Consider the following 21,439-nt stretch of genomic DNA (forward strand, 5'->3'; position numbering starts at 1 on the left):
CGGCGCCCCAGTATTCCATATGAACTTCGATGCCCAAAAAAAAAGCAAGGCACGAAGCCTTGCAAATTTAAACGCGTCCGATCCATTTCCAATTACAGGCGGCTGCGGGTTTATCGCGCCAGGATCGCATCCTCCCAAGACTTTGACCGCGTAGGAAAGCGAGAATGCTGTGCTCGCTTTCTCTGTTATGGTGGTGAGACTAGACCAATCGTCGCACCGCTGTCACCTTAATTTTCGCGTCGTAGCCCGTATTTTGTGCTGCAATGCACAATTATCCGGCAATCGGTTGTCGCCTGTCCAGCAATCGTTGGGCGGCGACGCGTCGCGCCATGCGCTGGGTTTTCAAGGGGCCTTGAAATAGCTATGAAGCGCGGGCAATCGCGGCTTAGCCGAGCCGTTTGATTCCGCGCCTTTCTCTACTCAATGGACGTCCTTGATGCGTTTGTCGCAGTACTTTCTTCCCATCCTGAAAGAAAATCCCCGCGAGGCCGAAATCGTTTCGCACCGGCTGATGCTGCGTGCTGGCATGATCCGGCAACAGGGGCAGGGCTCGTTCACCTGGTTGCCGCTGGGCAAGCGCGTTCTCGACAAGGTCAACCGCATCATCCGCGAGGAACAGGATCGGGCGGGTGCCCACGAGATCCTCATGCCGACCATCCAGTCTGCCGAGTTGTGGCGCGAAAGCGGCCGCTATGACGACTACGGCAAGGAGATGCTGCGCATCAAGGACCGCCAGAACCGCGACCTTCTCTACGGCCCGACAAACGAGGAGATGGTGACGGAAATCTTCCGCTCCTACGTCAAGACCTACAAGGACCTGCCGCTCAATCTCTACCACATTCAGTGGAAGTTCCGCGACGAAGTGCGCCCGCGTTTCGGCGTCATGCGCTCGCGCGAGTTCCTGATGAAGGACGCCTATTCCTTCGATATCGACTATGAGGGCGCGAAGGCGGCGTACAATCGCATGTTCGTCTCTTATTTACGCACCTTCACGCGCGTCGGCATGAAGGCGATCCCGATGCGGGCCGACACCGGTCCGATCGGCGGCGACCTCTCCCACGAATTCATCATCCTGGCCGAGACCGGCGAGAGCCAGGTCTTCTGCGACAAGGCCTATCTCGACCTTGCCGTCCCCGGCGCGGACACCGACTTTCGCGACGAAGCGGCGATGGCCGCGATCGTGCAGGAGTGGACCACGCCCTATGCGGCGACCGAGGAGATGCACGACGAAAGCGTCTGGAGCGCCGTCGGCGATGGCGACAAGCTTGCCGCACGCGGCATCGAGGTCGGGCACATCTTCCACTTCGGCGAGAAATATTCCAAGCCCATGGGCGCCAAGGTGCAGGGCCCGGACGGCAAGGAGCATTTCGTCTCGATGGGCTCCTACGGCATCGGCCCGTCGCGCCTTGTCGCAGGCATCATCGAGGCGAGCCATGACGAGAACGGCATCATCTGGCCGCAGGCCGTCGCCCCGTTCGATGTCGGTCTGATCAACATGAAGTCGGGCGACGCAGCTTGCGATGCTGCCTGCGATCGCCTCTATGCCGAACTCGGTGCGTCGGGCCGCGACGTGCTTTACGACGACACGGACAGCCGCGCCGGCGGCAAGTTCGCCACCGCCGACCTAATCGGCCTGCCCTGGCAGGTGATCGTCGGCCCGCGCGGCGTGGCCGCGAACGAGGCCGAGATCAAGAATCGCAAGACCGGCGAGCGGCGCACCGTTTCCCTCGATGCAGTCGTGCGCGAACTGGGAGTGTCCGCATGAGCGAAGCCGTGTCGAAGAAGGGCGCCGGGCCGTTTTCGGCCTTCGAGCGCATGGTCGCGTGGCGCTATCTGCGCTCCAAGCGCAAGGAAACGGTGATCTCGGTCATCTCGATGATCTCCTTCATCGGCATCATGCTGGGCGTGGCTACGCTGATCATCGTCATGGCGGTGATGAACGGCTTTCGGGCTGAGCTTCTCGACCGCATTCTCGGCATCAACGGCCATCTGGTCGTCCAGCCGATCGAGAGCGGTCTCGACGACTACGAGGAGATCGCCGCGCGCTTCAACGGCATTGCCGGGGTGCGGTATGCGATCCCACATGTGGACGGTCAGGTGCTCGCCTCCGGGCGGCGCACGGCAGGTACGGGCGCGCTCATCCGCGGCGTTCGCGCCGAGGATCTGGCCAAGATGGACAGTGTTTCCGGCAACATCCAGCAGGGGTCGCTCGAGGGCTTTTCGGGAGACCAGGGCGTTGCGATCGGCAGCCGCATGGCGGAGTCGCTCGGCCTGTCGGTCGGCGATCCGATCACGTTTGCGTCCGCCGACGGCGACGTGACGCCGTTCGGGACGACGCCGCGCGTCAAGTCCTATCCGGTGATCGCCGTGTTCCAGCTCGGCATGTCCGAATATGACGCCTCGGTCGTGTTCATGCCGATCGAGGAGGCGCAGCTCTTCTTCAACTCGGACGGCGTCGCGCAGTCGATCGAAATCTTCGTCGACAATCCGGACGCGGTAGACGAGTTGCGGCCCGCCATCGAGGACGCCGCGATGCGGCCGGTCTTCCTGACCGACTGGCGCCAACGCAATCAGACGTTCTTTTCCGCGCTGCAGGTCGAGCGCAACGTGATGTTCATGATCCTGACGCTGATTGTGCTTGTCGCCGCGCTCAACATAATCTCCGGTCTGTTCATGCTGGTGAAGGACAAGGGCCGGGATATCGCGATTCTGCGCACGATGGGCGCGACGAGCGGCTCGGTGATGCGGATTTTCTTCATGACAGGCGCTGCGATCGGCGTGGTGGGAACCATTGCCGGCGTCATCCTCGGCGTCATCGTCTGCCTCAATGTCGAGTCGATCCGTCAGTTCTTTTCCTGGCTGTCGGGAACCACGATCTTCAATCCCGAACTCTATTTCCTGAGCCAGTTGCCGGCGCGTATGGACATTGCCGAGACGATTTCCGTCGTCCTGATGGCCCTAACCCTCTCATTCCTGGCAACGCTCTTTCCGGCATGGCGGGCCGCCAAGCTCGATCCCGTCGATGCGCTGAGGTACGAATAATGGCGGCCAAGACCGTATTGAAGCTCAAGGGCGTCGAACGCTTCTACGAGGATGCCGCCGGCAAGCTCGTCATCTTGAAGGGGGCGGACTTTGCGATCGCGCAGGGCGAGATGGTCGCCCTCGTCGCGCCGTCCGGCGCAGGCAAGTCGACGCTTCTCCATACCGCCGGCCTCCTCGAGCGCCCTAACGGCGGCGAGGTGGTGCTGAACGGCCAGGAATGCGGCCAGATGTCGGATGATGACCGAACGGCGATCCGGCGCAACGAGATCGGCTTCGTCTACCAGTTCCACCATCTCCTGCCGGAGTTCTCGGCGCTCGAGAACATCATGATGCCGCAACTCGTGCGCGGACTTTCGAGCAAGGAGGCCTCCGAACGCGCGGCGCAGCTGCTCGATTACATGAAGATCGGCCATCGGAGCACGCACCGGCCGTCCGAGCTTTCGGGCGGCGAACAGCAGCGCGTCGCGATCGCGCGTGCGGTCGCCAACGCGCCCCGGCTCCTGCTCGCTGACGAGCCGACAGGCAATCTCGACCCAGCGACGGCCGGCTACGTCTTCGACGCGCTCGAAGCGCTGGTGCGCCAATCCGGCCTGTCCGCCCTGATCGCGACCCACAACCACGAACTTGCAGCGCGCATGGACCGACGCGTGACGCTTTCCGAAGGCAAGGTCGTCGAAATGGTGGCCTGAGCGCCCGTTCGCAAAAAGTGCGCCGTGCGGGAACGATCCGCGGCGCTCAGGGTTTTTCCTGCGTAGGGACGGCGCCTCGGCGCCACGCAGGAAATAAGAAAATGGCAGGCAGGTTTTTATCGACCACGCTGATTTGCGCGCTCGTGGTGGGTTCGTTCTACTTTTTCGGAAACGTGCAGGCAGAACCCCAGGCAAGGCTCTCGCTGATCAATCCGCCGATAGCCGAAAATTCCACTAACTGAGTTATTCGGCGTCGGGTTGACGTGCGGGCGACGCGTCGGCGAATGCGGAAAGCTCCATGCAGGCGTCACGAATCCGCGAGATCGTCGGATAGGGCGACATGTCGACGTTGAACCGGGCATTGTTCGCGACCTGGGCGACGAGGCAGATGTCGGCAAGGCCGGGTGTCTCGCCGTGGCAGAAGCGACCTGTCTGCGGATGGGTTGCCAGCATGGCTTCAAGCGGAACGAACGTCTCGTGGACCCACTGGCGAAACCAGTCGGCAACGCCCGCATCGTCGGCACCGTAGCGCGAGCGCAGCGTGTTGAGAACGCGCAGATTGTTCACCGGATGGATTTCGCAAGCAATCATCTGCGCTATTGCCCGAACCCGGGCCCGGTCGCCAGGTTCGGCGGGAAGCAGCGGCGGCTCGGGGATCATCTCGTCCAGGAATTCGCATATCGCCAGCGATTGCGTGACGATTGTCCCGTTCGACCAGACCAGCGCCGGCACGAGCCCTTGCGGGTTCACCGCAAGGTAGGCGGGGTCCCGATGCTCACCGTGGCGCAAGTGGTGCGCGACGTAGTCGTAATCGACGCCCTTGAGGTTAAGGGCGATGCGGACCCGATAGGAAGTCGAGGAGCGGAAGTAGTTGTGCAGGACGACCCGGCTCATGCGCCGTCCTTCATCGCTGCCAACTCATTGAGCAAGTCGATGAGGTGCTCGGTCTTCTCGCGTCCGTAGCGCGCCTCGAGGACGGAATAGATTGCGATGCTCTGCGGCGTCACGGCCCGGATCAGCTCGAAGCCGGTTTCATCGAGGCTGAGGAGCGAACGGCGCGCATCGGCATGGTCGCGCTCGCGCCGAATGATGCCCCGCTCCTCGAGCGACTTGATGATGCGGGTGAGGCTCGGCGCCAGGACGCAGGCGCGCTCCGCCACTTCGGTCGCGTCGAGCGGGCTCGTTTCCGCGAGAATGCGGATGACGCGCCACTGCTGTTCGGTCAGATCGTGCATGGCGAGCAGCGGGCGAAAGCGCACCATGACGGCTTCGCGCGCGCGCAGAAGCGACAATGGCAGCGAGCGTGACGTGTCACGCGGCAAGAGCGTGTCTTCCAGAACGTCGTTCGGTTCACCCATCCCGCGTCCCCCGATTCTAGTCGCCATAGGGTACCCAGACATTCTTCACCTCGATAGCCCGTGGCAAGAGGAGATCGTGCGGCTGAACGGTCCAGTCGACGGCCTTCCCGTTCGACGTCCACACGCGCTTGAGATTGCCGGCAGATTCGGCTTCGGCGGTGCGGCAGGTATCCTTGTCGGCGACGACCCAGAGCCCGTCGACGTCGTCGTGCATGGCAAGGACTTTGGCGAGATCACGGGCCGTTCCTGTGACGATGTTGACCGCGCCGGCCGGGAGATCGGATGTCTCCATGACCTGGTACAGATCCGTCGCAACAAGCGCATGCCGGGCCGATGGCACTGCAACGACGCAGTTGCCCATGGCAAGCGCCGGAGCGATCAGCGAGATGAGACCGAGAAGCGGCTGCTCGTCGGAAGCGACGACGCCGATGACGCCGACCGGCTCGTGGAGGGCAAGCGTGACCGCGCGGGCAGGGGGCTGGTGAACACGGCCCTCATATTTGTCGGCCAGGCCGGCAAGCGCAAACAGGCGCTCGACGGAAAGATCGACCTCCGCGCGGGATGCATGGGCCGACGCGCCGGTGAGATCGGCAATGCGAGCGGCAAATTCCTCGGCACGGGCGTCGAGGTTCTCGGCGAAGAAGTAAAGCACCTGCGCACGGTTGTAGCCGGTGGCGGACGCCCAGCCCCTGGCGCCGTGCGCAGCGGAGACGGCGTCGCGGATGTCCTTGCGGCTGCCGACGCCGACTTCGCCGGCCAGGCGGCCCTTGGCGCCGACGATCGGCATTGAATAGGCGCCGTCCGGCCGAACCTGCTTGCCGCCGATATAGAGCTTGGCCGTGCGATCGATGCCAATGCCATCGGACCCTGAAGTCGGCTCGATCGCGTTGGCGGGCGCGAGATCGGCGGCGCGGGGCATCGGCGCAGAAAGATACTCGGCAAGGCCCTCCCGCCCGCCTTCGCGTCCGAAACCGCTTTCGCGGTAGCCCCCGAAGCCGCATGCGGCGTCGAACATGTTGGTGCCATTGATCCAGACGACGCCGGCCTTGAGCTTGGGCGCGGCGTCGAGCGCGAGATTGATGTTCTCGCTCCAGATCGAGGCGGCGAGGCCGTAGCGGGTGTTGTTCGCGATCGAGACCGCTTCGTCGGTCGTGCGGAACGTCATCGCGGCGAGGACCGGACCGAACACCTCTTCCTGGGCCAGAACGTTGGCCGGTGCGAGATTGGTCGCGAGGAGTGGCAGGTGGTAGTGGCCTTCCGTCGGGACCGCGCAGTCCGGCTGCCAGCAGACTGCTCCCTCGGCCGCACCCTGCGCGACGAGGCGACGCACGCGTTCGAGCTGCGTTTTGTCGACGAGCGGGCCGATATCGGTGTTCTTATCGAGAGGGTCGCCAAGGCGAAGCTTGCCCATGCGCGCCTTGACCTTCTCTACGAAGCGCTCGGCGATGCCTTCCTGAACGAGAAGGCGTGAGCCCGCGCAGCAGACCTGGCCCTGGTTGAACCAGATCCCGTCGACGAGGCCTTCGACGGCGGAATCGAGATCGGCATCCTCAAAGACGATGAAGCCCGATTTGCCGCCCAGTTCGAGCGACAGCTTCTTGCCCGTTCCAGCGGTCGACCTGCGGATGATCTTGCCGACCTCTGACGAGCCGGTGAAGGCGACCTTATCGATGTCGGCATGATCGACGATGGCCGCGCCTGCCTCGGGGCCGCCCTGGACGATGTTGACGACGCCCTTGGGCAGGCCCGCTCGGGCGCAGATCTCGGCAAAGAGGATTGCGGTCAGCGGCGTGAACTCGGCCGGCTTCAGGACGACGGTACAGCCGGCTGCAAGCGCCGGCGCGATCTTCCAGGCGAGCATCAGCAGCGGGAAATTCCAGGGAATGATCTGGCCCGCCACGCCGACGGCCTTGTGGCCGGGAAATTCCTTGTCGAGCGACTGCGCCCAGCCGGCATGGTGGATGAAATGGCGGATCGCAAGCGGCACGTCGATGTCACGGCTTTCGCGGATCGGCTTGCCGTTGTCGATTGACTCCAGCACGGCGAACAGGCGCGCATGGCGCTGCATGGCCCGGCCGATGGCATAAAGATGGCGCGCGCGCTCATAGCCCGACAGCGCCTGCCACTTGGGTAGCGCCTTGCGGGCGGCCGCGACGGCGGCGTCGATATCGGCGGCGCCGGCCTCGCCGAGCGTTGCGAGCAGCCTGCCCGAGGCCGGATCGCGGCTCTCGAAGGTCTTGCCCGAGGCCGGCTTCCTCCATTCGCCATTGATAAAGAGCGAGGCGGAAAAATCCCGTGCGGCCAGCCAGCGATCTGCTTCCGAACGGGATTCGGGGGCGGGGCCATATTCCATGGCGTCGTAACGTTCCAGAATGTTCACGTCAGTCGGTTCCGGTTTCTTCCGTCAGGCCATGGCGTGACGGTGGGCGGCCGAATAGCGGCCGGTCAGATGGTGCTCGAGCTGCCGCTCGATGTCTGTCAGGAGGCTCGATGCGCCAAATCTGAAGAGATCGGGCTCGAGCCAGCGCCGGCCGAGTTCCTCGCGCATCAGGACGAGCCAGTCGAGCGAGGCTTTCGCGGTCGAAATGCCACCGGCCGGCTTGAAGCCGATGAAAAGGCCCGTGCGCTCGAAATATTCGCGGATCGCGCGGACCATGACGAGGCCGACGGGAAGCGTCGCATTGATGCTTTCCTTGCCGGTCGAGGTCTTGATGAAATCGGCGCCGGCCATCATTGCCACCATCGAGGCGAGCATGACGTTGCGCAGCGTTGCAAGGTCGCCCGTTCCGAGGATGACCTTCAGATGCGCCTCGCCGCAGGCTTCGCGGAAGGCGGTGATCTCGTCGTAGAGTTCCTGCCAGCGCGCGCCGAAGACGAGCCCGCGCGGGATCACGATGTCGATCTCGTCTGCGCCTGCGGCGACCGATGCGCGGACTTCGGCAAGCCTGGTCTCGAGCGGGGCAAGTCCGTGCGGGAACGCTGTCGAGACGGCCGCGACGTGGATGCCGCTCCCCTCGAGCGCTTCAACCGCGGTCGCGACGAAAGGATGATAGACGCAGACAGCCGCCGGCCGGATCGGCCGCTCGGTCAGGCCGAGGCCCGCAACGAGATCTGCGCGCAGCGGGTTGAGCGCCTTGGCGCAGAGCCGTTTCACGCGATCCGGCGTATCGTCGCTCGACAGCGTTGTCAGGTCCATCAGTGATATGGATTTCAGCAGCCAGGCCGCCTGATTGTCGGCTTTGATAGAGCGGCGCTTCGTCATGGTCTGCGCGCGGCGCTCAAGCGCACTCTTGTTGACGTGACGCATCGCTTCCAGCCAGCCGAGGTCGAGGGGTTGGCCGGGATTGCGCTTCAGCCCGTCGCTGGCCGCGCCCGCCGTGGGAAGGTGGTGCAAGGTGGCGGCTTGAAGCTTTGCCGTCATCGTTCTTGTTTTCCAGTTCGTCTTGTCCGCACGATATCGCACGAAACGCAGGCAAGTGGAATGCGGGACGGGAATACGCTGCCGCGAGATTGTTTTGCGCCATAATAGTTTGGGAACAAACAAGGTGGTTGCCACGGGCGCCAGCCTCGTTATAGGCTTGCCTACGCATCGGTCGGATGGGAGGAATGTCCGCACCGTGTGAATGACAACGGGAGGAGGAACCCATGTCAAAGAAATTTCTTGCCGCTGCTGCTATCGCCGCGCTCATGTCCACGTCGGTCCTGGCACAGGACGCGCCCGTCGAGCTTCGCTTTGCCCATTGGGTACCGCCGCAGCATCCGTTGCACGTGACCGGGATGACCGAATGGATCGAATCCATCAAGGAGGCGTCCGGGGGCTCGATCACGATCACGCTCTATCCCGCACGACAGCTCGGCCAGGCCGGCGACCACTACGACATGGCGCGCGACGGCATCGCTGACATCGCGTTCGTCAATCCGGGCTATCAACCGGGTCGCTTCCCGATCATCGCGGCCGGCGAACTGCCCTTCCTGGTATCGAATGCGACCGGCGGCTCCGCGGCGCTCGACGCATGGTATCGCGAATATGCCGAACAGGAGATGGCCGACGTCAAGGTCTGCCTTGTCCATTTCCATTCGCCCGGTACGTTCCATTCCCGCGAGCCGATCAAGGTCCCTGCGGATGTGAATGGTATGAACGTGCGTCCCGCACATGCCACCATGGCCGCTTTCGTTTCGGCGCTCGGGGGCCAGAACTTCCAGGTCTCGGCGCCGGAATCGCGCGACGCATTGGAGCGCGGTGTTGCCGACGCCATTTCGTTTCCGTGGAACTCGATCCTGATCTTCGGCATCGAGGACGTCGCGACCTACCACCTCGACCTGCCGCTTTACGCGACGACCTTCGCATGGGCGATGAACAAGGCACGCTACGAAGGCATGTCGGAAGCCCAACGCCAGGTGATCGACGATCACTGCACGAGCGAATGGGCCGAGCGCGTCGCAACCGGATGGGCCAACGACGAGGATTCGGGGCGCGAGACTCTGGTCTCCATGGAAGGCCATGAGGCCTATGCGCCGACGGACGAGGAGGTCGCTCAGTGGCGCGAGGCGGCAGCCCCTATGAAGGATAGCTGGGCACAGGCGGTGACCGGAGCCGGCCACGACGCCGACGCCGTCTTCCAGGGACTTGTCGACAAGCTGGAAGAGCACGACGCGGCCTACTGACCACCGAATGAACCAGCGGTCGATCCGGATGTTGCGGATCGGCCGGCTAACCGCGCGAGGAGGCGGGATCGATGACTGAGGGCCAAGGCCTGCTTCGGCGCGTCGTTCAATTGGTCGATGGCGCAGCGGCCGTCTTTTTGGCGGTCATCACGCTTTTGACCTTTGCGGCCGTGGTGATGCGCTACGTGTTGCAGATGCCTTTTCCCGGCTCCTTCGATGTCAGCCGCCTGCTTCTGGGCGTTGCGATTTTCTGGGGTATTGCGGCGGCCGCCTACCGCAAGGACCACATCCAGGTCGATCTCTTCTGGCAGATCCTGCCACCGGCCGGACGGCGCGTGCTGGATGTTTTTTCGGACATCGTCTTTGCCATCTTCATCGCCGCCATGGCGTGGATGCTGTTCTGGCAGGTTGGCCGGGTTCGACAGTCGGGCCAGACGACTTTCGAGCTCGCGATCCCGATCTGGCCATTCTACGGTATCGCCTGGCTCGGTATCGGCCTTTGCCTGCTCGTTCTCATCGCCCGCATCTTGCGGGGCTTCACCACCCCCGTCTCCGACCCGGCTGGCTCCCAATGATATCGACCAACTTCGTCGCCGCCGGCGGCTTCGTCACTCTTTTTGTCCTACTGATCCTGCGCGTCCCGATCGGCGTCGCAATGGGCTTGGTCGGCGTCGCGGGCTTTGGCCTGCTGGCGGCCTGGGACCCGGCGCTCAATCTTCTCGCGATCTCTCCGATACGCACGGTGACCGACTATTCGCTCGGTCTCATTCCCATGTTCATCCTGATGGGGGCGGTGGCGTCCGCATCCGGCATGAGCGGCGAACTCTACCGCGCGGCAAACTCCTTCCTCGGCCATCGCAAGGGCGGTCTGGCGATGGCGACGATCACCGCCTGTGGCGGCTTTTCGGCGATCTGCGGCTCCTCGGTGGCAACTGCCGCGACCATGGCCAAGGTCGCCCTGCCGGAAATGAAGCGCTATGGCTATCCCGATACGCTTGCGACGGGCTCGATTGCGGCGGGTGGGACGCTCGGGATTCTCATACCCCCCTCGATCGTGCTCGCGATCTATGGCGTCATGACCGAACAGGACATTGGCCAGCTCTTTATCGCCGGCCTCGTCCCGGGCGTTCTGGCGATGTTGATGTACCTCGTCACGGTGCAGGTCTATATTCGCGTGCGCGGATTGCAGATCCCGGTGCAGGAGCCGGTCAGCTGGGGCGAGCGGCTCGCGGCGCTGCGCGGCGTCTGGGCGATAATGCTGCTTTTCGTCTTCATCATCGGCGGCATCTATGGCGGCGTATTCACGCCGTCGGAAGCGGCCGGCATGGGCGCGGCCGGTGCAATCATCATATCGGTTCTGCGGCGCCGGCTCTCGATGAAGAAGCTCTTCGATTGCCTTCGGGAAAGCATGCAGGTGACCGCCGGCATCTTCAAGATCCTGATCGGCGCGATCATCTTCGGCTACTTCCTGACGATCACCCAGACGCCGCAGAAGGTCACGAGCTTCCTGCTGTCGCTTGAACTCGGGCCCTATCCGACGCTGCTGCTGATACTTCTCTTCATGATCGCCCTCGGCTGCATCCTCGACGCGATGGCGATGATCATCCTGATGATCCCGATCCTCTACCCGGTCATCATGGCGCTCGGCTTCGATCCGATCTGGTTCGGCGTCGTCATCGTCATGACGGTGGAGCTCGGCCTGATCACCCCGCCGATCGGGATGAACGTCTTCGTCATCAACTCTATGGCCAAAGACGTGCCGCTGCAGAAGATATTTGCCGGCGTGATGCCTTTCGTCATGACGGACCTCGTCCGGCTTGCATTGATCCTCGCCTTCCCGGCAATCGTGCTCTTCCTGCCCCAAACGATGCGGTAACGGTCGAGGATGGGCTACGCAAACGTTGAAGACATGCGCCAGCACGCCCGGCGCCGCCTGCCGCGGGCGGTCTTCGACTATGTTGACGGCGGCGCGGGAGACGAGCGCGGCGTCCAGCGCAATCGGGATGCGATCGAGCAGCGGCTGCTGAAGCTGAAGCCGCTCACCGACGTCAGTCGCCGCGACCCGACGGTCCCGCTCTTCGACAAGCGACTGCCTTTGCCGTTCATCATCGGTCCGACCGGCCTCAACGGCGCAATCATGCCAGGTGGTGACGTGGCGCTGGCGCGCGCTGCCGCGAGATTCGGCATTCCATTCGTGCTGTCGACAGCTTCGAGCATGTCGATCGAGGAAGTGGCCGATGCGGCAGACGGCGAGCTCTGGTTTCAGCTCTACGTGCTCAACCGCGATGCGGCCCGGCAGTTCGCGGCCCGCGCGCTCGCCGCGGGCTACCGGACACTGGTGCTGACTGTCGACGTGCCCGTGGGCGGGCGGAGGGACCGCGACTATCGTAATGGCTTCGGCGTTCCCTTCCACATGACGGTCCGTTTTGCGCTCGACTGCGCGCGCCGCCCGGCCTGGGCGCTGCAGCAATTGCGCGGCGGGGCGCCGCAGATGGCGAACTTGCGCAGCAGCGCGGCCCAGGACGCCAACAGCCAGGCGATGCTGATGCTGCGCCAGATGGATGCGAGCTTTGACTGGGACGATCTCAAGGCGCTTCGGAATGAATGGCCGCACCGTCTGATCGTAAAGGGCCTGACCGATCCGGCAGACTGCGCGCGCTGCTATTCGCTCGGCGTCGACGGCGTCGTCCTGTCCAACCACGGTGGGCGCCAGCTCGAGGACGTCGTCTCGGGGTTCGACGTGATCGAACATGTAGACGTTCCGGACGGCAGAACGCTTTTGGTGGACGGCGGTTTCCGGCGCGGCGCCGATATCGTCAAGGCGCTGGCGCTGGGTGCCGATGCGGTCATGCTCGGTCGCGCAACGCTTTACGGACTTGCCGCCGCCGGTCAGGCCGGGGTGGAGCAGGTGATCGAGACGCTTAGCCTTGAGATCGACAACACGCTGGCGCTCGTCGGCTGCCCGAATGCGGCGGACCTCGACCGCACGATTCTTCAGGTCTAGCCGATCGCGACCTCGACGAGTGCAAGCTGGCGCTTTTCCTCGATGTGGCGGATCGCGCCTTGCAGAGCCCTTGGCAGGTCGTCCGCACTGGTGACCTTCACTGCATAGGCGCGGCTCGCCTCGGCAACCTTGGTGAAATCGGGCGAGGGCTCGAGCGAGGTCAGCGGCATCCGGTTGGCTTTGGCGGCATAGCCATCGGGATAAAGACCGGTCACCGAATGGCGCACCGCGCCCCATTCGGAATTGTTGAGGATCACGACGAGGATCGGCAGCTCCAGCGCCTCGGCGATCTGGTGACAGGCGACCGGATTGGAAAAGACGTAGGATCCGTCGCCCATTGTCGCAACGACGAGCTTCGAGCGGTCGGCAAGCTGCATGCCCATCGCACAGGGAAACGACCACCCGAGCCCGCCCGCATGCGGCTCCTGATGCCAGGAATTGTGCCGGTCGAGCACGATCGGATCGAGCGGACAGCCCAGTTCGGAAAGCACCGTCGCTTCTTTGCCGGCAATGGCGTCGGATACGCACTTGGAAACGTAGGCCTTCGACATCGGTGCCGATGGCGCGGCGGCCTGCGCGAGGCGTTCGCGAAGCTGCGGCACGCGTAAGGACAGGAGCGCCTGACGGCTCATTCTCGCGCCGACGTGACGGTTCATCATGGGCCGCATTTCGGCTGCGAGCGCAAGAATGCCGTCATCGCTCGGGCAGGCGATGGTGACGTCTGATCGGAAATTGCGCACTGGCGTGCGCGCGAAAAGCGGGTCCGGTCCCAAATGGATGAATTTGGCATCCGGCGCCGGCTTGTGCATGTCCGGCCACCAGGGCGCGAGCGCATCGAGCACCAGCACGACGTCAGCTTCGCCAAGCCACGGGTCCGGGTTTGCGCCAACATAGCAGGGATGGTCCGTTGCAATGGCGGTCGCGACTGCCCACCACTGGCACACCGGGATCGACCAATCGGACACGAGTTGCGAAAGCGCCGCGAACCCGGCTTCGCTGCCAGCTCCCCGCTGGGCGACGATCAGGGGATTGCGCGCTTCGGCCAGCATCTTCGCAGCCTGGCGGATCAGCGTCATGTCCGGCCCCGCGCGGGTCGGCTGCATCGTGGCGGGCGCGTCAAGCCCGGCGGCGTCGACCTCTTCGCACAAGACTTCGCGCGGCAGGCTCAGATAGACCGGCCCCTTTGGCGTCGAATTGGCGATCGCGTGCGCTCGGTCGAGAAGGGGGCCGATCTGCTCGGCAAATCGCAGCTCGTAGTCCCACTTGGAAGCTTCCCGGACGAGCGCCGTCTGGTCGCGCATCTCCTGCCCCCAGCCGATCGGCACGGTTCGCGCCCCGAAGCGCCCTTCTTCCGTGACGGGCGTGCGTCCCGACATCATCAGCACCGGAACCTGGTCGACGGCGGCATTGATCGCGCCAATCGAGCCATTGGCAAGACCGACATTTGTGTGAAGGATCACCGCTTGTGCCTTGCCGGTCGCGAAATAATAGCCGTGAGCCATGCCCATGGCCGCGTGCTCATGCGGCATGACGATCGCGTGTGGCAGCGGGATGTCCTTCGCGGACGCCTCGGCAAGGCCCTCGATGATCGGGGGGAAATCGGTGCCCGAATTGCAGAAGACGTAATCGACGCCGAGCGATTTCAGCCGCGTGAAGAGCGCGGCGCCGGCCGTCATCTTCGCGCTGCCGGCCTTGTCTCCGGCTCGACTCTCCAGCATCGATACCTCCTGTAGTTGAGCGCAAGGGCGGTCAAACTAGTTTGGTATCAAACATTCTTTCGAAACTTCGCGCAACCCGACTCACTCGATCTCGGCGGTGATTCTGCGCAGAAGGTTAAGCAACTCGGCCTTCCGGTCGCCGACGATCCGGTCGAGACGCTTGTCATGTTCGGCCGCATGGCGCGACAGATCCACCAGGCGCGCGATGCCGGCCGGGGTCGCGAAGAGAGCGTAGCTGCGCCGGTCGCGCGCGATAGGCTGTTTTTCAACGAGACCTTCGCGGATCATGTCGCGCAGGAGGGGCGTCAGGGTCGACTTGTCGCGACCGGACGCGCGCGAGAGCGTCATCGGCGTGATGCCGGGATTGTCGTTGATGAGGCTCAACAACGCATACCAGCCCGGACGCAAATCGCTCTGCCCCGTCTGGCGCTGAAATGCGCGGAACGACGCATTCTGGGCAAGTCGGAGATGAAATCCGATGTAATCGTCAAGGTCGCCGAGCGCGATGTCGCCCACCTGCCTGTTTTCGATTTCGCCCCGAAGTGGTTTTGCGTGGTTCATATGGTTTTCCATGAAGACCTTCCCCATGATCTTACCTCTTATACGGTCGCCGGCAAATGTGGATTGCATGCACAACCATAAGAGGTTCTTGTGCGGTTGTTGCTTCCATGGAGGGTCCACTGGGAGGAGAGCTGACTCCCGAGCCGGGCGCTGCGACCCTCCCGTCTGGACCACGGTCGAAGAAACCGCGCCGAAAGGAATGGCTGTCGTTTGGCCCGATCTCTCATCGAACGCCCGGTCATCGAGAACATGGACTGGCGTGACCTTCTGGACCGCTACGCTCGGCTGCGCGCTTGGACCTTCGATTACCGGTGCTTCGGATGTGAAGGGGACTTCGGGAAAGAGTTGTTCGCTCGAGCAGACTTCGCCGTTATGGCGGCCTGCGACCCTTCGTTGCGAACGAGATGCACTCTTGATGAGTGATTACGACCAGTCTTGTGATGTCACTGCAATCCAGTCGGATCGACGCCTCGCGGAGCCTGAGGCAGGTCTCACCTGGGCGCCCTCTCAACTGCAAGTCGAGCGTCGTAGCGCTACCGCCCGCCATTCTTCTCGCGCGTCTTCGTCCATGCGCGAGCCGGCGGCTCGCTGTTAGAGGTACATGACTCGCGACGAGCGATCCGACCATCGCGTTTCACGACGATCTGCGCTAAGTAGGCCGCCGATCCGTCCTTGAGGGCGGGGTACGATGGTTCTCGTCGGTACAACATGCTCGTCATCGGTACGACAATTGTTGTGCTCTCGCCAGAACCGTCAATGACGCGCACGAACGAGCAGCAAACAGGCATGAGCACGAAAGACGCAAACCTGCATGAAGGCGGCACTCCCGCGCTTTACCGCCGTCCGGTTTTTGCTATAGCCCCGATGATGGACTGGACGGATCGCCACTGCCGGTACTTCCACCGGCAGATGACGCGCCATGCGCTGCTCTATACGGAAATGGTGGTGGCCGATGCCGTTATCCACGGCAATCGCGACCGCTTGCTCGGATTTGCGCCTGATGAGCATCCCGTTGCGCTGCAACTCGGCGGCAGCGATCCGGTGAAGCTGGCCACGGCGGCGGAGATCGCGGCTGAATGGGGCTATGACGAAATCAATCTGAATGTCGGCTGCCCGTCCGACCGCGTGCAAAGCGGCACCTTCGGCGCCTGTTTGATGCGCACGCCGGACCTTGTGGCCGAATGTGTTTCGGCGATGAAGGCGCGTGTGTCCGTGCCTATCACCGTCAAGTGCCGGATCGGCGTCGACGAGCAGGACCCGCAGATTGCGCTCGACGAGATCGCCGACAAGGTGATCGCCGCAGGCGCCGATGCGCTATGGGTCCATGCGCGCAAGGCTTGGCTGCAGGGGCTTAGTCCGAAGGAGAACCGTGACATCCCGCCGCTCGACTATGGTCGCGTCTACAGTCTGAAGGCGCGGCTCGGCGCAAACTTCGTCGGCATCAATGGCGGCATCGCCGATCTCGACGAGAGCGTGCGGCATCTGGAAAAGACCGATGGCGTGATGCTGGGACGTGCCGCCTATCACAATCCCGGTCTGCTGGCCGACGTCGACCGGCGCATCTTCGAGGCCGCCGAGGCCCCGATCGAATGGCCCGAACTGATTGACCGCATGGCCGATTACTGCGCGGCGCATATCGCCGGCGGTGGCCGGTTGACCCATGTCACGCGCCACATGGTCGGTCTCTTCCACGGCTTGCCGGGCGCGCGGCGGTTCCGCCAGATTCTGTCGACTGACGCGACGAAGGCCGGCGCGGGACCCGATGTGCTGCACGCAGCCTTTGGCCAAATTGAGTTGGACCAAGCCCGCGACGCCGCCTGAAGCGGTTTACTTTCCCTTCTCGTCACGCTAGCGCACGAGCGCAACAAATTGCGGGGGATGCGCATGTCCGGACTTGATCTGCCGTGGGGCGAGCTTGCGGTCTTCGCTGCGGCCATCGCCGCCGCAGGCGTCGTCGCAGGGCTGATGGCCGGTATTTTCGGGATCGGCGGTGGCGCGGTTCTGGTGCCAGTCTTCTACCAGGTCTTCGGCCTTCTCGGCGTTGATGAAGTCGTACGCATGCATCTGGCGGTCGGCTCGTCGCTGGCGATCATCATTCCGACGTCGATCCGCTCCTTTACGGGGCACAAGGCACGCGGGGCGGTCGACATGGATCTTCTGAAGAGTTTCCTCATTCCGGTTCCGATCGGCGTTGTGCTGGCGTCCATCACCGCCGCCTATATCTCGAGCGAAGGCCTCCGCATCGTCTTTGCCGTGCTCATGCTGCTCGTCGCGGTGAGGCTTCTGTTCAACCGCGAGTCTTGGAAGATCAAAGGTGACCTGCCGGGCGCGGGGGGGCGCACGTTGGCGGGCGTGATCATTGGCTATTTCTCGACGCTGATGGGCATTGGCGGCGGGGTGATGAACAACACGTTCATGACCATTTACGGCCGGCCGATGCATCAGGCAGTGGCGACGTCGTCGGGCGTCGGCGTCCTGATCGCAATTCCCGGCACGATCGGCTACATCTGGGCAGGCTGGAACCACCCCGACCTGCCGATCCTGTCGACCGGCTTCATCAACTGGATCGCGGTGGCGCTTATCATCCCGATCGCGCTGATCGTCACGCCCTATGGTGTCCGGATCGCGCATGCGTTGAAAAAGCGCCAGCTCGAAGTCGCCTTCGGCCTGTTCTGCATCTTCATTTCCGCTCGCTTCTTCTGGAGCTTGATTGCCTGACGTTCAGTCGCGCAGGATGAGGCGCTCGCCGCGCATGTCGAAACCGGACAGCGAGCCGATGAAATTCATGCCGAGAAGCGTGCGGTCGAGCTGACCCTCCGCTGCGACGAGCGCCGGCAGGCGAGTCCGCGAAATCCCGCCGATCCGGATTTCATCTATGACGATCCGCGCGGCCTGCGTCGGTCCGTTCGCGGTCATGATCGGGACGGTGTAGCTCAGATTCTCTGGCTCGAAGCCCACGCGGCGGGCGTCAGCAGAACTGAGGACCGTCGTGGTCGCGCCGGTATCGACCATGCTGTTGACGGTCGTTCCGTTGATCGATGCGCGGATCTCGAAGTGACCGTTCGCCATCCGGTCGATCATGACCGCAGCGCGGCCATCCTCCCCGATCATGGCGAGCGGGCTGCCGGGAATGAGCCCGGCCGTCAGGCGGCTGCCGACATCCTGCAACTCGTAGCGGTACTGATAGCCGACCATCAGTGCCATGATGATGACCAGCCAGATGGCGAGCGTACGCGCCATCGGGCCGAAGCGCTGTCCGGAGCCCAGGATGCCAACGGCGATGACCGCGCCGAGGAGGCCGAGATAGAGAGTCTGCGCGAAGCTGGCGCTGTCGAGACCGAAAATCGTACCGCTGTCGCCCGTCGCGACCAGTGCAACGAGGCCGAGGGCCATGACGGCGATGACGATCCAGAAGAGGCGGCCCATCGCTCAGTCCTGCGTCAGGTCGCGCTCGCGCGCCATACGCGCGCGGCGCGTTTCACGGCGAGGGCGGCGCTCCATGGTGGCAAGGCGCGTGGGCAGCTCGGCCATCATTTCGCGGCGCGCCTGGGGCGTCATCGTCGTCCACGCGCCGATCTCCTCACGCGTGCGCCCGCAGCCGAAGCAGAAGCCGGTCGCCATGTCGATCGAGCAGACGAGAATGCAAGGCGATTCGATCGGCGTCATTGAGTGTTCCTGGACATGCATGACAGATGGTCCAAATGAAGCGGCCTTGCAAGACGAGGGCTTGGAGGTTCGGTGTGGGCATCCGCCATTGTGATACCGACGCGACTTGGGTATGCGCTATCGCAGATTCTGAGGAGTATTCGATGACCAGCGGCCTGCCATTCGACGACTATCGCGATCTCCTTCGGCGCATGCCCGAGGCGGACAAGGAAGCGCGGCGCGAGGCCGAGGCTCGCCTGCGGCTGCTCGAGGCGCAGGGCGTGCCGCTCGGGCGATTGGGCGAACTCGCCGTCTGGCTGGCCGGCTGGCAAAGCCGCGCCCAGCCGCAGATCACGCGGCCGATGGTGACGCTTTTTGCAGGCACGCATGGCATCGCCAGGCATGGCATCAGCAGCCGGCAGGCCAATGAGACACAGGCAATGGTCGAGTTCTGCGCGGCGGGAGGAGCGGCGATCAACCAGATCTGCGCGGCGAACGATTTCGGACTGAAGGTCTTCGATCTCGCCCTCCACCTGCCAGTCGACGACATTTCGGAAGGCCCTGCCTTCGACGAGCGCGGCTGCGCGGTGACCATGGCCTTCGGCATGGAAGCGATAGCAGGAGGGGCGGATCTGATCTGCATCGGGAGCCTTGGGGTCGGCGGCGAAACGGTCGCCGCCGCGCTCCTGATGGCGCTGCACGGACGGGCCGCGCTCGACTGGATCGAGCCGATCGGAGATCCGGATCTGACCGAGCGGCGCATCCGCCTCATCGACAAGGCCGTAGAACTCCATGGCGGACATGTGAAAGACCCTCTGGAAGCGCTGCGCCGACTTGGCGGGCGTGAGATCGCGGCGATTGCCGGCGCGATCCTCGCAGCGCGCATGGAGCGCGTTCCTGTGGTGCTCGACGGGATCGTGTCGCTCGCCGCGGCGGCCGTCCTCCACGCTGCGCGGCCGGATGCGATTGACCATTGCCTGCTTGGCCACGCGACGACCAATCGCGGCCAGCGTCATGCGGCGCAGGCGCTCGGCTTGAAACCGATCCTCGATCTCGAAATGGGCGAGGGCGAAGGGATCGGCGCGGCGATGGGTGCGCTGGTTCTGAAAAATGCAGCCCAGACTTTCGGCTCCATGACCATCCGGCAGAACTGAACTCAGCGCCGTCCGGCCGCTGCCCTCTGCCGGGTCGGCAACGCCGGCAGGGCCTCCATCACGCGCGCAGGCGGCAGGATGGCGATGGCTTCAGTGCCCTCGCGCAGCTTGGAGCGAAGCTGAAATTCGCCGCCGTGCAGTTCGAGCAGCCCCTGGACGATGGGCAGGCCGAGCCCGGTTCCCTGTTCAGCACTCTTGATGGCGATCGAACCCTGGCCGAAGGCCGAGAGCACGACGGGGATTTCCTCGGCCGGAATGCCGGGGCCGTTGTCCTTGACCGAGACGTACTGACCGCCGCCGGCGGTCCAGCCGACGCGCACGCGCACTTCCGAGCCGTTCGGCGCGAACTTCACGGCATTTGAGATCAGGTTGAGCGTGATCTGGCGCAGCGAGCGCTCGTCTGCGAAGACACGCGGCAGCGTCGGCTCGAACTGCTGGACGAGGCGGATCGCCTTCTTGTGCGCCTTCAGCTCCATCAGGTGGCAGCACTCTTCGACGACGCCGGTCAGCGACAGAGGCTCCTCGTTGAGCTGGTAGCGGCCCGCCTCGATGCGGGAGAGGTCGAGGATCTCGTTGATGAGGTTGAGGAGGTGCTGGCCGGACGCGTTGATGTCGCGCGAGTAGTCGCGATAGGTCTCGTTGTGCATGGGGCCGAGAACCTCGTTGCCCATGACTTCCGAAAAGCCGAGGATCGCATTGAGCGGCGTGCGCAGCTCGTGGCTCATCGTCGCCAGAAATCGAGACTTCGCAAGGTTCGCCTCCTCTGCGCGCCGACGCGCCTCGTCCGACATGGACTTCGCCGTCTCCAGTTCGACGATCAGCCCGTCCTTTTCCGCCTGATAGGACAGGAGCATGACGGCGGAACGGTTCATGTGACCGGCGACAAATGTAAAGAAGCCGAGCGAGACAGCCAGCAGCGCGACCATGATCGCCTCGACGGGCATTGCCATATCGACAGTCAGATAGGCGAAGACGGCGACCGGCAACGCGAAGGTCAGGACCAGCGCCCCGCGCAGCGTGTGCGAGATGAGGGCAGTGGAGGCAATGGCCAGGAGCAGGATGACGGTCTTGAGGACCGTGAACTGGTCGAGCTGGCATTCAACGCATTCGATCGCCGCAAGATACGCCCAGCCGAGACCGGAGACGAAATGACCGAGCAGAAACGAGCGCTTGACGCCCACTGCGTCGAGTTCATTGATGTCGGCGCGGTCGACCCGGCGCGCGATCAGCGCGAGACCGAGATAGCAGGCGACCGTGATGATGGCCCATATGACGATCTGCGGGCCGGTGCCTGCAAAGACGCCACCGGCCATCACGACAAGCACCATCAGCGGGATCGCAGCCGCCGTATTGATCATCGCGCGTGCGTGAAGTTTCAGAAGGTCGCGCTCGAACACCGGATTGCCCTCGCGCTGGGAGAGGCGCTCGCGCGTGCGTCGCACCGCCTTGGCCACATCCGTGTTGCGATGCGCCTTCCTGCGGTCCACGATGTTCTTGTCGGCAAGTTGCGTGCCTGAAAACGCCATACGAAATATCAGTCAATGCGCGCCAATGATCGGCACGAAGTCTAGCCAAAGAAGATTAAGAGACCCTTCGCTTGCCA

Annotated in this window: 20 protein-coding genes; 11 read left to right on the forward strand and 9 right to left on the reverse strand. The window is 63.7% G+C overall.

What is annotated here, in order from left to right; genetic code table 11:
• Positions 1 to 436: 436 nt before the first annotated feature.
• The 4 genes from proS (at position 437) to GTK01_RS00775 (ending at position 3,973) form a co-directional block, all read left to right on the forward strand.
• Positions 437 to 1,765 carry a proline--tRNA ligase gene (gene proS / locus GTK01_RS00760; RefSeq protein WP_252923875.1) on the forward strand — a complete coding sequence of 443 codons (1,329 nt, stop codon included), beginning with the start codon at positions 437 to 439 and terminating at the stop codon, positions 1,763 to 1,765.
• Complete coding sequence (locus GTK01_RS00765; RefSeq protein WP_252923877.1) at positions 1,762 to 3,042, forward strand: lipoprotein-releasing ABC transporter permease subunit; 1,281 nt, start codon at positions 1,762 to 1,764, stop codon at positions 3,040 to 3,042. The genes proS and GTK01_RS00765 overlap by 4 nt, the downstream gene beginning before the upstream one ends.
• On the forward strand, positions 3,042 to 3,731 hold the full coding sequence (locus tag GTK01_RS00770; RefSeq protein WP_252923878.1) for an ABC transporter ATP-binding protein: 690 nt from the start codon (positions 3,042 to 3,044) through the stop codon (positions 3,729 to 3,731). Before GTK01_RS00765 ends, GTK01_RS00770 begins: the two co-directional genes overlap by 1 nt.
• Positions 3,732 to 3,832: 101 nt before the next feature.
• The gene (locus GTK01_RS00775; protein ID WP_252923879.1) at positions 3,833 to 3,973 is read left to right on the forward strand and encodes a hypothetical protein; all 141 of its coding nucleotides are present in this window, start codon (positions 3,833 to 3,835) and stop codon (positions 3,971 to 3,973) included.
• A 1-nt stretch (position 3,974) separates the two neighbouring features.
• On the opposite strand, the gene maiA is transcribed toward GTK01_RS00775, so the two are convergent.
• Genes maiA through deoC form a run of 4 tightly spaced genes read right to left on the reverse strand, consistent with a single transcriptional unit; the run spans position 3,975 to position 8,510 of the window.
• Positions 3,975 to 4,625 (reverse strand): maleylacetoacetate isomerase, encoded by a 651-nt coding sequence (maiA, locus tag GTK01_RS00780; RefSeq protein ID WP_252923880.1) that lies wholly within the window; start codon positions 4,623 to 4,625, stop codon positions 3,975 to 3,977.
• Complete coding sequence (gene hpaR / locus GTK01_RS00785; protein WP_252923881.1) at positions 4,622 to 5,089, reverse strand: homoprotocatechuate degradation operon regulator HpaR; 468 nt, start codon at positions 5,087 to 5,089, stop codon at positions 4,622 to 4,624. The genes maiA and hpaR overlap by 4 nt, the downstream gene beginning before the upstream one ends.
• 16 nt (positions 5,090 to 5,105) lie before the next feature.
• Positions 5,106 to 7,469 carry an aldehyde dehydrogenase family protein gene (locus tag GTK01_RS00790; RefSeq protein ID WP_252923882.1) on the reverse strand — a complete coding sequence of 788 codons (2,364 nt, stop codon included), beginning with the start codon at positions 7,467 to 7,469 and terminating at the stop codon, positions 5,106 to 5,108.
• A 24-nt stretch (positions 7,470 to 7,493) separates the two neighbouring features.
• Positions 7,494 to 8,510, reverse strand: a complete 1,017-nt coding sequence (gene deoC, locus GTK01_RS00795) for a deoxyribose-phosphate aldolase (protein ID WP_252923883.1) — start codon at positions 8,508 to 8,510, stop codon at positions 7,494 to 7,496.
• Between the two features lie 224 nt (positions 8,511 to 8,734).
• Between deoC and GTK01_RS00800 the strand changes: the two genes are divergently transcribed.
• The 4 genes from GTK01_RS00800 (at position 8,735) to GTK01_RS00815 (ending at position 12,758) form a co-directional block, all read left to right on the forward strand.
• On the forward strand, positions 8,735 to 9,754 hold the full coding sequence (locus tag GTK01_RS00800) for a TRAP transporter substrate-binding protein (protein WP_252923884.1): 1,020 nt from the start codon (positions 8,735 to 8,737) through the stop codon (positions 9,752 to 9,754).
• A gap of 71 nt (positions 9,755 to 9,825) precedes the next feature.
• Positions 9,826 to 10,329 (forward strand): TRAP transporter small permease, encoded by a 504-nt coding sequence (locus tag GTK01_RS00805; RefSeq protein WP_252923885.1) that lies wholly within the window; start codon positions 9,826 to 9,828, stop codon positions 10,327 to 10,329.
• On the forward strand, positions 10,329 to 11,630 hold the full coding sequence (locus GTK01_RS00810) for a TRAP transporter large permease subunit (protein WP_252924379.1): 1,302 nt from the start codon (positions 10,329 to 10,331) through the stop codon (positions 11,628 to 11,630). Before GTK01_RS00805 ends, GTK01_RS00810 begins: the two co-directional genes overlap by 1 nt.
• Positions 11,631 to 11,639: 9 nt before the next feature.
• A complete protein-coding gene (locus GTK01_RS00815; RefSeq protein WP_252923886.1) occupies positions 11,640 to 12,758 on the forward strand; it encodes an alpha-hydroxy-acid oxidizing protein in 1,119 nt (372 codons plus the stop codon).
• Here the strand turns inward: GTK01_RS00815 and GTK01_RS00820 are convergent.
• Positions 12,755 to 14,476: a thiamine pyrophosphate-requiring protein gene (locus GTK01_RS00820; RefSeq protein WP_252923887.1), complete on the reverse strand. Its 1,722-nt coding sequence runs from the start codon at positions 14,474 to 14,476 to the stop codon at positions 12,755 to 12,757. The genes GTK01_RS00815 and GTK01_RS00820 overlap by 4 nt on opposite strands.
• 81 nt (positions 14,477 to 14,557) lie before the next feature.
• On the reverse strand, positions 14,558 to 15,037 hold the full coding sequence (locus GTK01_RS00825; RefSeq protein WP_252923888.1) for a MarR family winged helix-turn-helix transcriptional regulator: 480 nt from the start codon (positions 15,035 to 15,037) through the stop codon (positions 14,558 to 14,560).
• 786 nt (positions 15,038 to 15,823) lie between these two features.
• Here GTK01_RS00825 and dusA point away from each other — a divergent pair.
• Entirely contained in the window at positions 15,824 to 16,858 is a 1,035-nt protein-coding gene (gene dusA, locus GTK01_RS00830; RefSeq protein WP_252923889.1) for a tRNA dihydrouridine(20/20a) synthase DusA, read from the forward strand.
• Positions 16,859 to 16,921: 63 nt separating this feature from the next.
• Positions 16,922 to 17,755: a sulfite exporter TauE/SafE family protein gene (locus tag GTK01_RS00835; protein WP_252923890.1), complete on the forward strand. Its 834-nt coding sequence runs from the start codon at positions 16,922 to 16,924 to the stop codon at positions 17,753 to 17,755.
• A 3-nt stretch (positions 17,756 to 17,758) separates the two neighbouring features.
• On the opposite strand, the gene GTK01_RS00840 is transcribed toward GTK01_RS00835, so the two are convergent.
• Together GTK01_RS00840 and GTK01_RS00845 are read right to left on the reverse strand one after the other, a co-directional pair.
• Positions 17,759 to 18,463, reverse strand: coding sequence for a TIGR02281 family clan AA aspartic protease (locus tag GTK01_RS00840; RefSeq protein WP_252923891.1), 705 nt, complete (start codon positions 18,461 to 18,463; stop codon positions 17,759 to 17,761).
• A 3-nt stretch (positions 18,464 to 18,466) separates the two neighbouring features.
• Positions 18,467 to 18,703 carry a DUF1289 domain-containing protein gene (locus GTK01_RS00845; protein ID WP_252923892.1) on the reverse strand — a complete coding sequence of 79 codons (237 nt, stop codon included), beginning with the start codon at positions 18,701 to 18,703 and terminating at the stop codon, positions 18,467 to 18,469.
• Between the two features lie 143 nt (positions 18,704 to 18,846).
• Between GTK01_RS00845 and GTK01_RS00850 the strand changes: the two genes are divergently transcribed.
• Complete coding sequence (locus GTK01_RS00850; RefSeq protein ID WP_252923893.1) at positions 18,847 to 19,836, forward strand: nicotinate-nucleotide--dimethylbenzimidazole phosphoribosyltransferase; 990 nt, start codon at positions 18,847 to 18,849, stop codon at positions 19,834 to 19,836.
• A gap of 2 nt (positions 19,837 to 19,838) precedes the next feature.
• Here GTK01_RS00850 and GTK01_RS00855 read toward each other — a convergent pair whose 3' ends face one another.
• Positions 19,839 to 21,362, reverse strand: coding sequence for a HAMP domain-containing sensor histidine kinase (locus GTK01_RS00855; RefSeq protein WP_252923894.1), 1,524 nt, complete (start codon positions 21,360 to 21,362; stop codon positions 19,839 to 19,841).
• Between the last annotated feature and the right edge of the window lie 77 nt (positions 21,363 to 21,439).

Source organism: Aliihoeflea sp. 40Bstr573 (assembly GCF_024105655.1).
In the GTDB taxonomy this organism is placed as follows: Bacteria; Pseudomonadota; Alphaproteobacteria; order Rhizobiales; family Rhizobiaceae; genus Aliihoeflea.

What these genes read in the sequence shown, in the direction of transcription:
- proS (WP_252923875.1), top strand. Translation starts at nt 437, where the DNA reads ATGCGTTTGTCGCAGTACTTTCTTCCCATCCTGAAAGAAAATCCCCGC.
- GTK01_RS00765 (WP_252923877.1), top strand. Translation starts at nt 1,762, where the DNA reads ATGAGCGAAGCCGTGTCGAAGAAGGGCGCCGGGCCGTTTTCGGCCTTC.
- GTK01_RS00770 (WP_252923878.1), top strand. Translation starts at nt 3,042, where the DNA reads ATGGCGGCCAAGACCGTATTGAAGCTCAAGGGCGTCGAACGCTTCTAC.
- GTK01_RS00775 (WP_252923879.1), top strand. Translation starts at nt 3,833, where the DNA reads ATGGCAGGCAGGTTTTTATCGACCACGCTGATTTGCGCGCTCGTGGTG.
- maiA (WP_252923880.1), bottom strand. Translation starts at nt 4,625, where the DNA reads ATGAGCCGGGTCGTCCTGCACAACTACTTCCGCTCCTCGACTTCCTAT.
- hpaR (WP_252923881.1), bottom strand. Translation starts at nt 5,089, where the DNA reads ATGGGTGAACCGAACGACGTTCTGGAAGACACGCTCTTGCCGCGTGAC.
- deoC (WP_252923883.1), bottom strand. Translation starts at nt 8,510, where the DNA reads ATGACGGCAAAGCTTCAAGCCGCCACCTTGCACCACCTTCCCACGGCG.
- GTK01_RS00800 (WP_252923884.1), top strand. Translation starts at nt 8,735, where the DNA reads ATGTCAAAGAAATTTCTTGCCGCTGCTGCTATCGCCGCGCTCATGTCC.
- GTK01_RS00805 (WP_252923885.1), top strand. Translation starts at nt 9,826, where the DNA reads ATGACTGAGGGCCAAGGCCTGCTTCGGCGCGTCGTTCAATTGGTCGAT.
- GTK01_RS00815 (WP_252923886.1), top strand. Translation starts at nt 11,640, where the DNA reads ATGGGCTACGCAAACGTTGAAGACATGCGCCAGCACGCCCGGCGCCGC.
- GTK01_RS00820 (WP_252923887.1), bottom strand. Translation starts at nt 14,476, where the DNA reads ATGCTGGAGAGTCGAGCCGGAGACAAGGCCGGCAGCGCGAAGATGACG.
- GTK01_RS00825 (WP_252923888.1), bottom strand. Translation starts at nt 15,037, where the DNA reads ATGAACCACGCAAAACCACTTCGGGGCGAAATCGAAAACAGGCAGGTG.
- dusA (WP_252923889.1), top strand. Translation starts at nt 15,824, where the DNA reads ATGAGCACGAAAGACGCAAACCTGCATGAAGGCGGCACTCCCGCGCTT.
- GTK01_RS00835 (WP_252923890.1), top strand. Translation starts at nt 16,922, where the DNA reads ATGTCCGGACTTGATCTGCCGTGGGGCGAGCTTGCGGTCTTCGCTGCG.
- GTK01_RS00840 (WP_252923891.1), bottom strand. Translation starts at nt 18,463, where the DNA reads ATGGGCCGCCTCTTCTGGATCGTCATCGCCGTCATGGCCCTCGGCCTC.
- GTK01_RS00845 (WP_252923892.1), bottom strand. Translation starts at nt 18,703, where the DNA reads ATGACGCCGATCGAATCGCCTTGCATTCTCGTCTGCTCGATCGACATG.
- GTK01_RS00850 (WP_252923893.1), top strand. Translation starts at nt 18,847, where the DNA reads ATGACCAGCGGCCTGCCATTCGACGACTATCGCGATCTCCTTCGGCGC.
- GTK01_RS00855 (WP_252923894.1), bottom strand. Translation starts at nt 21,362, where the DNA reads ATGGCGTTTTCAGGCACGCAACTTGCCGACAAGAACATCGTGGACCGC.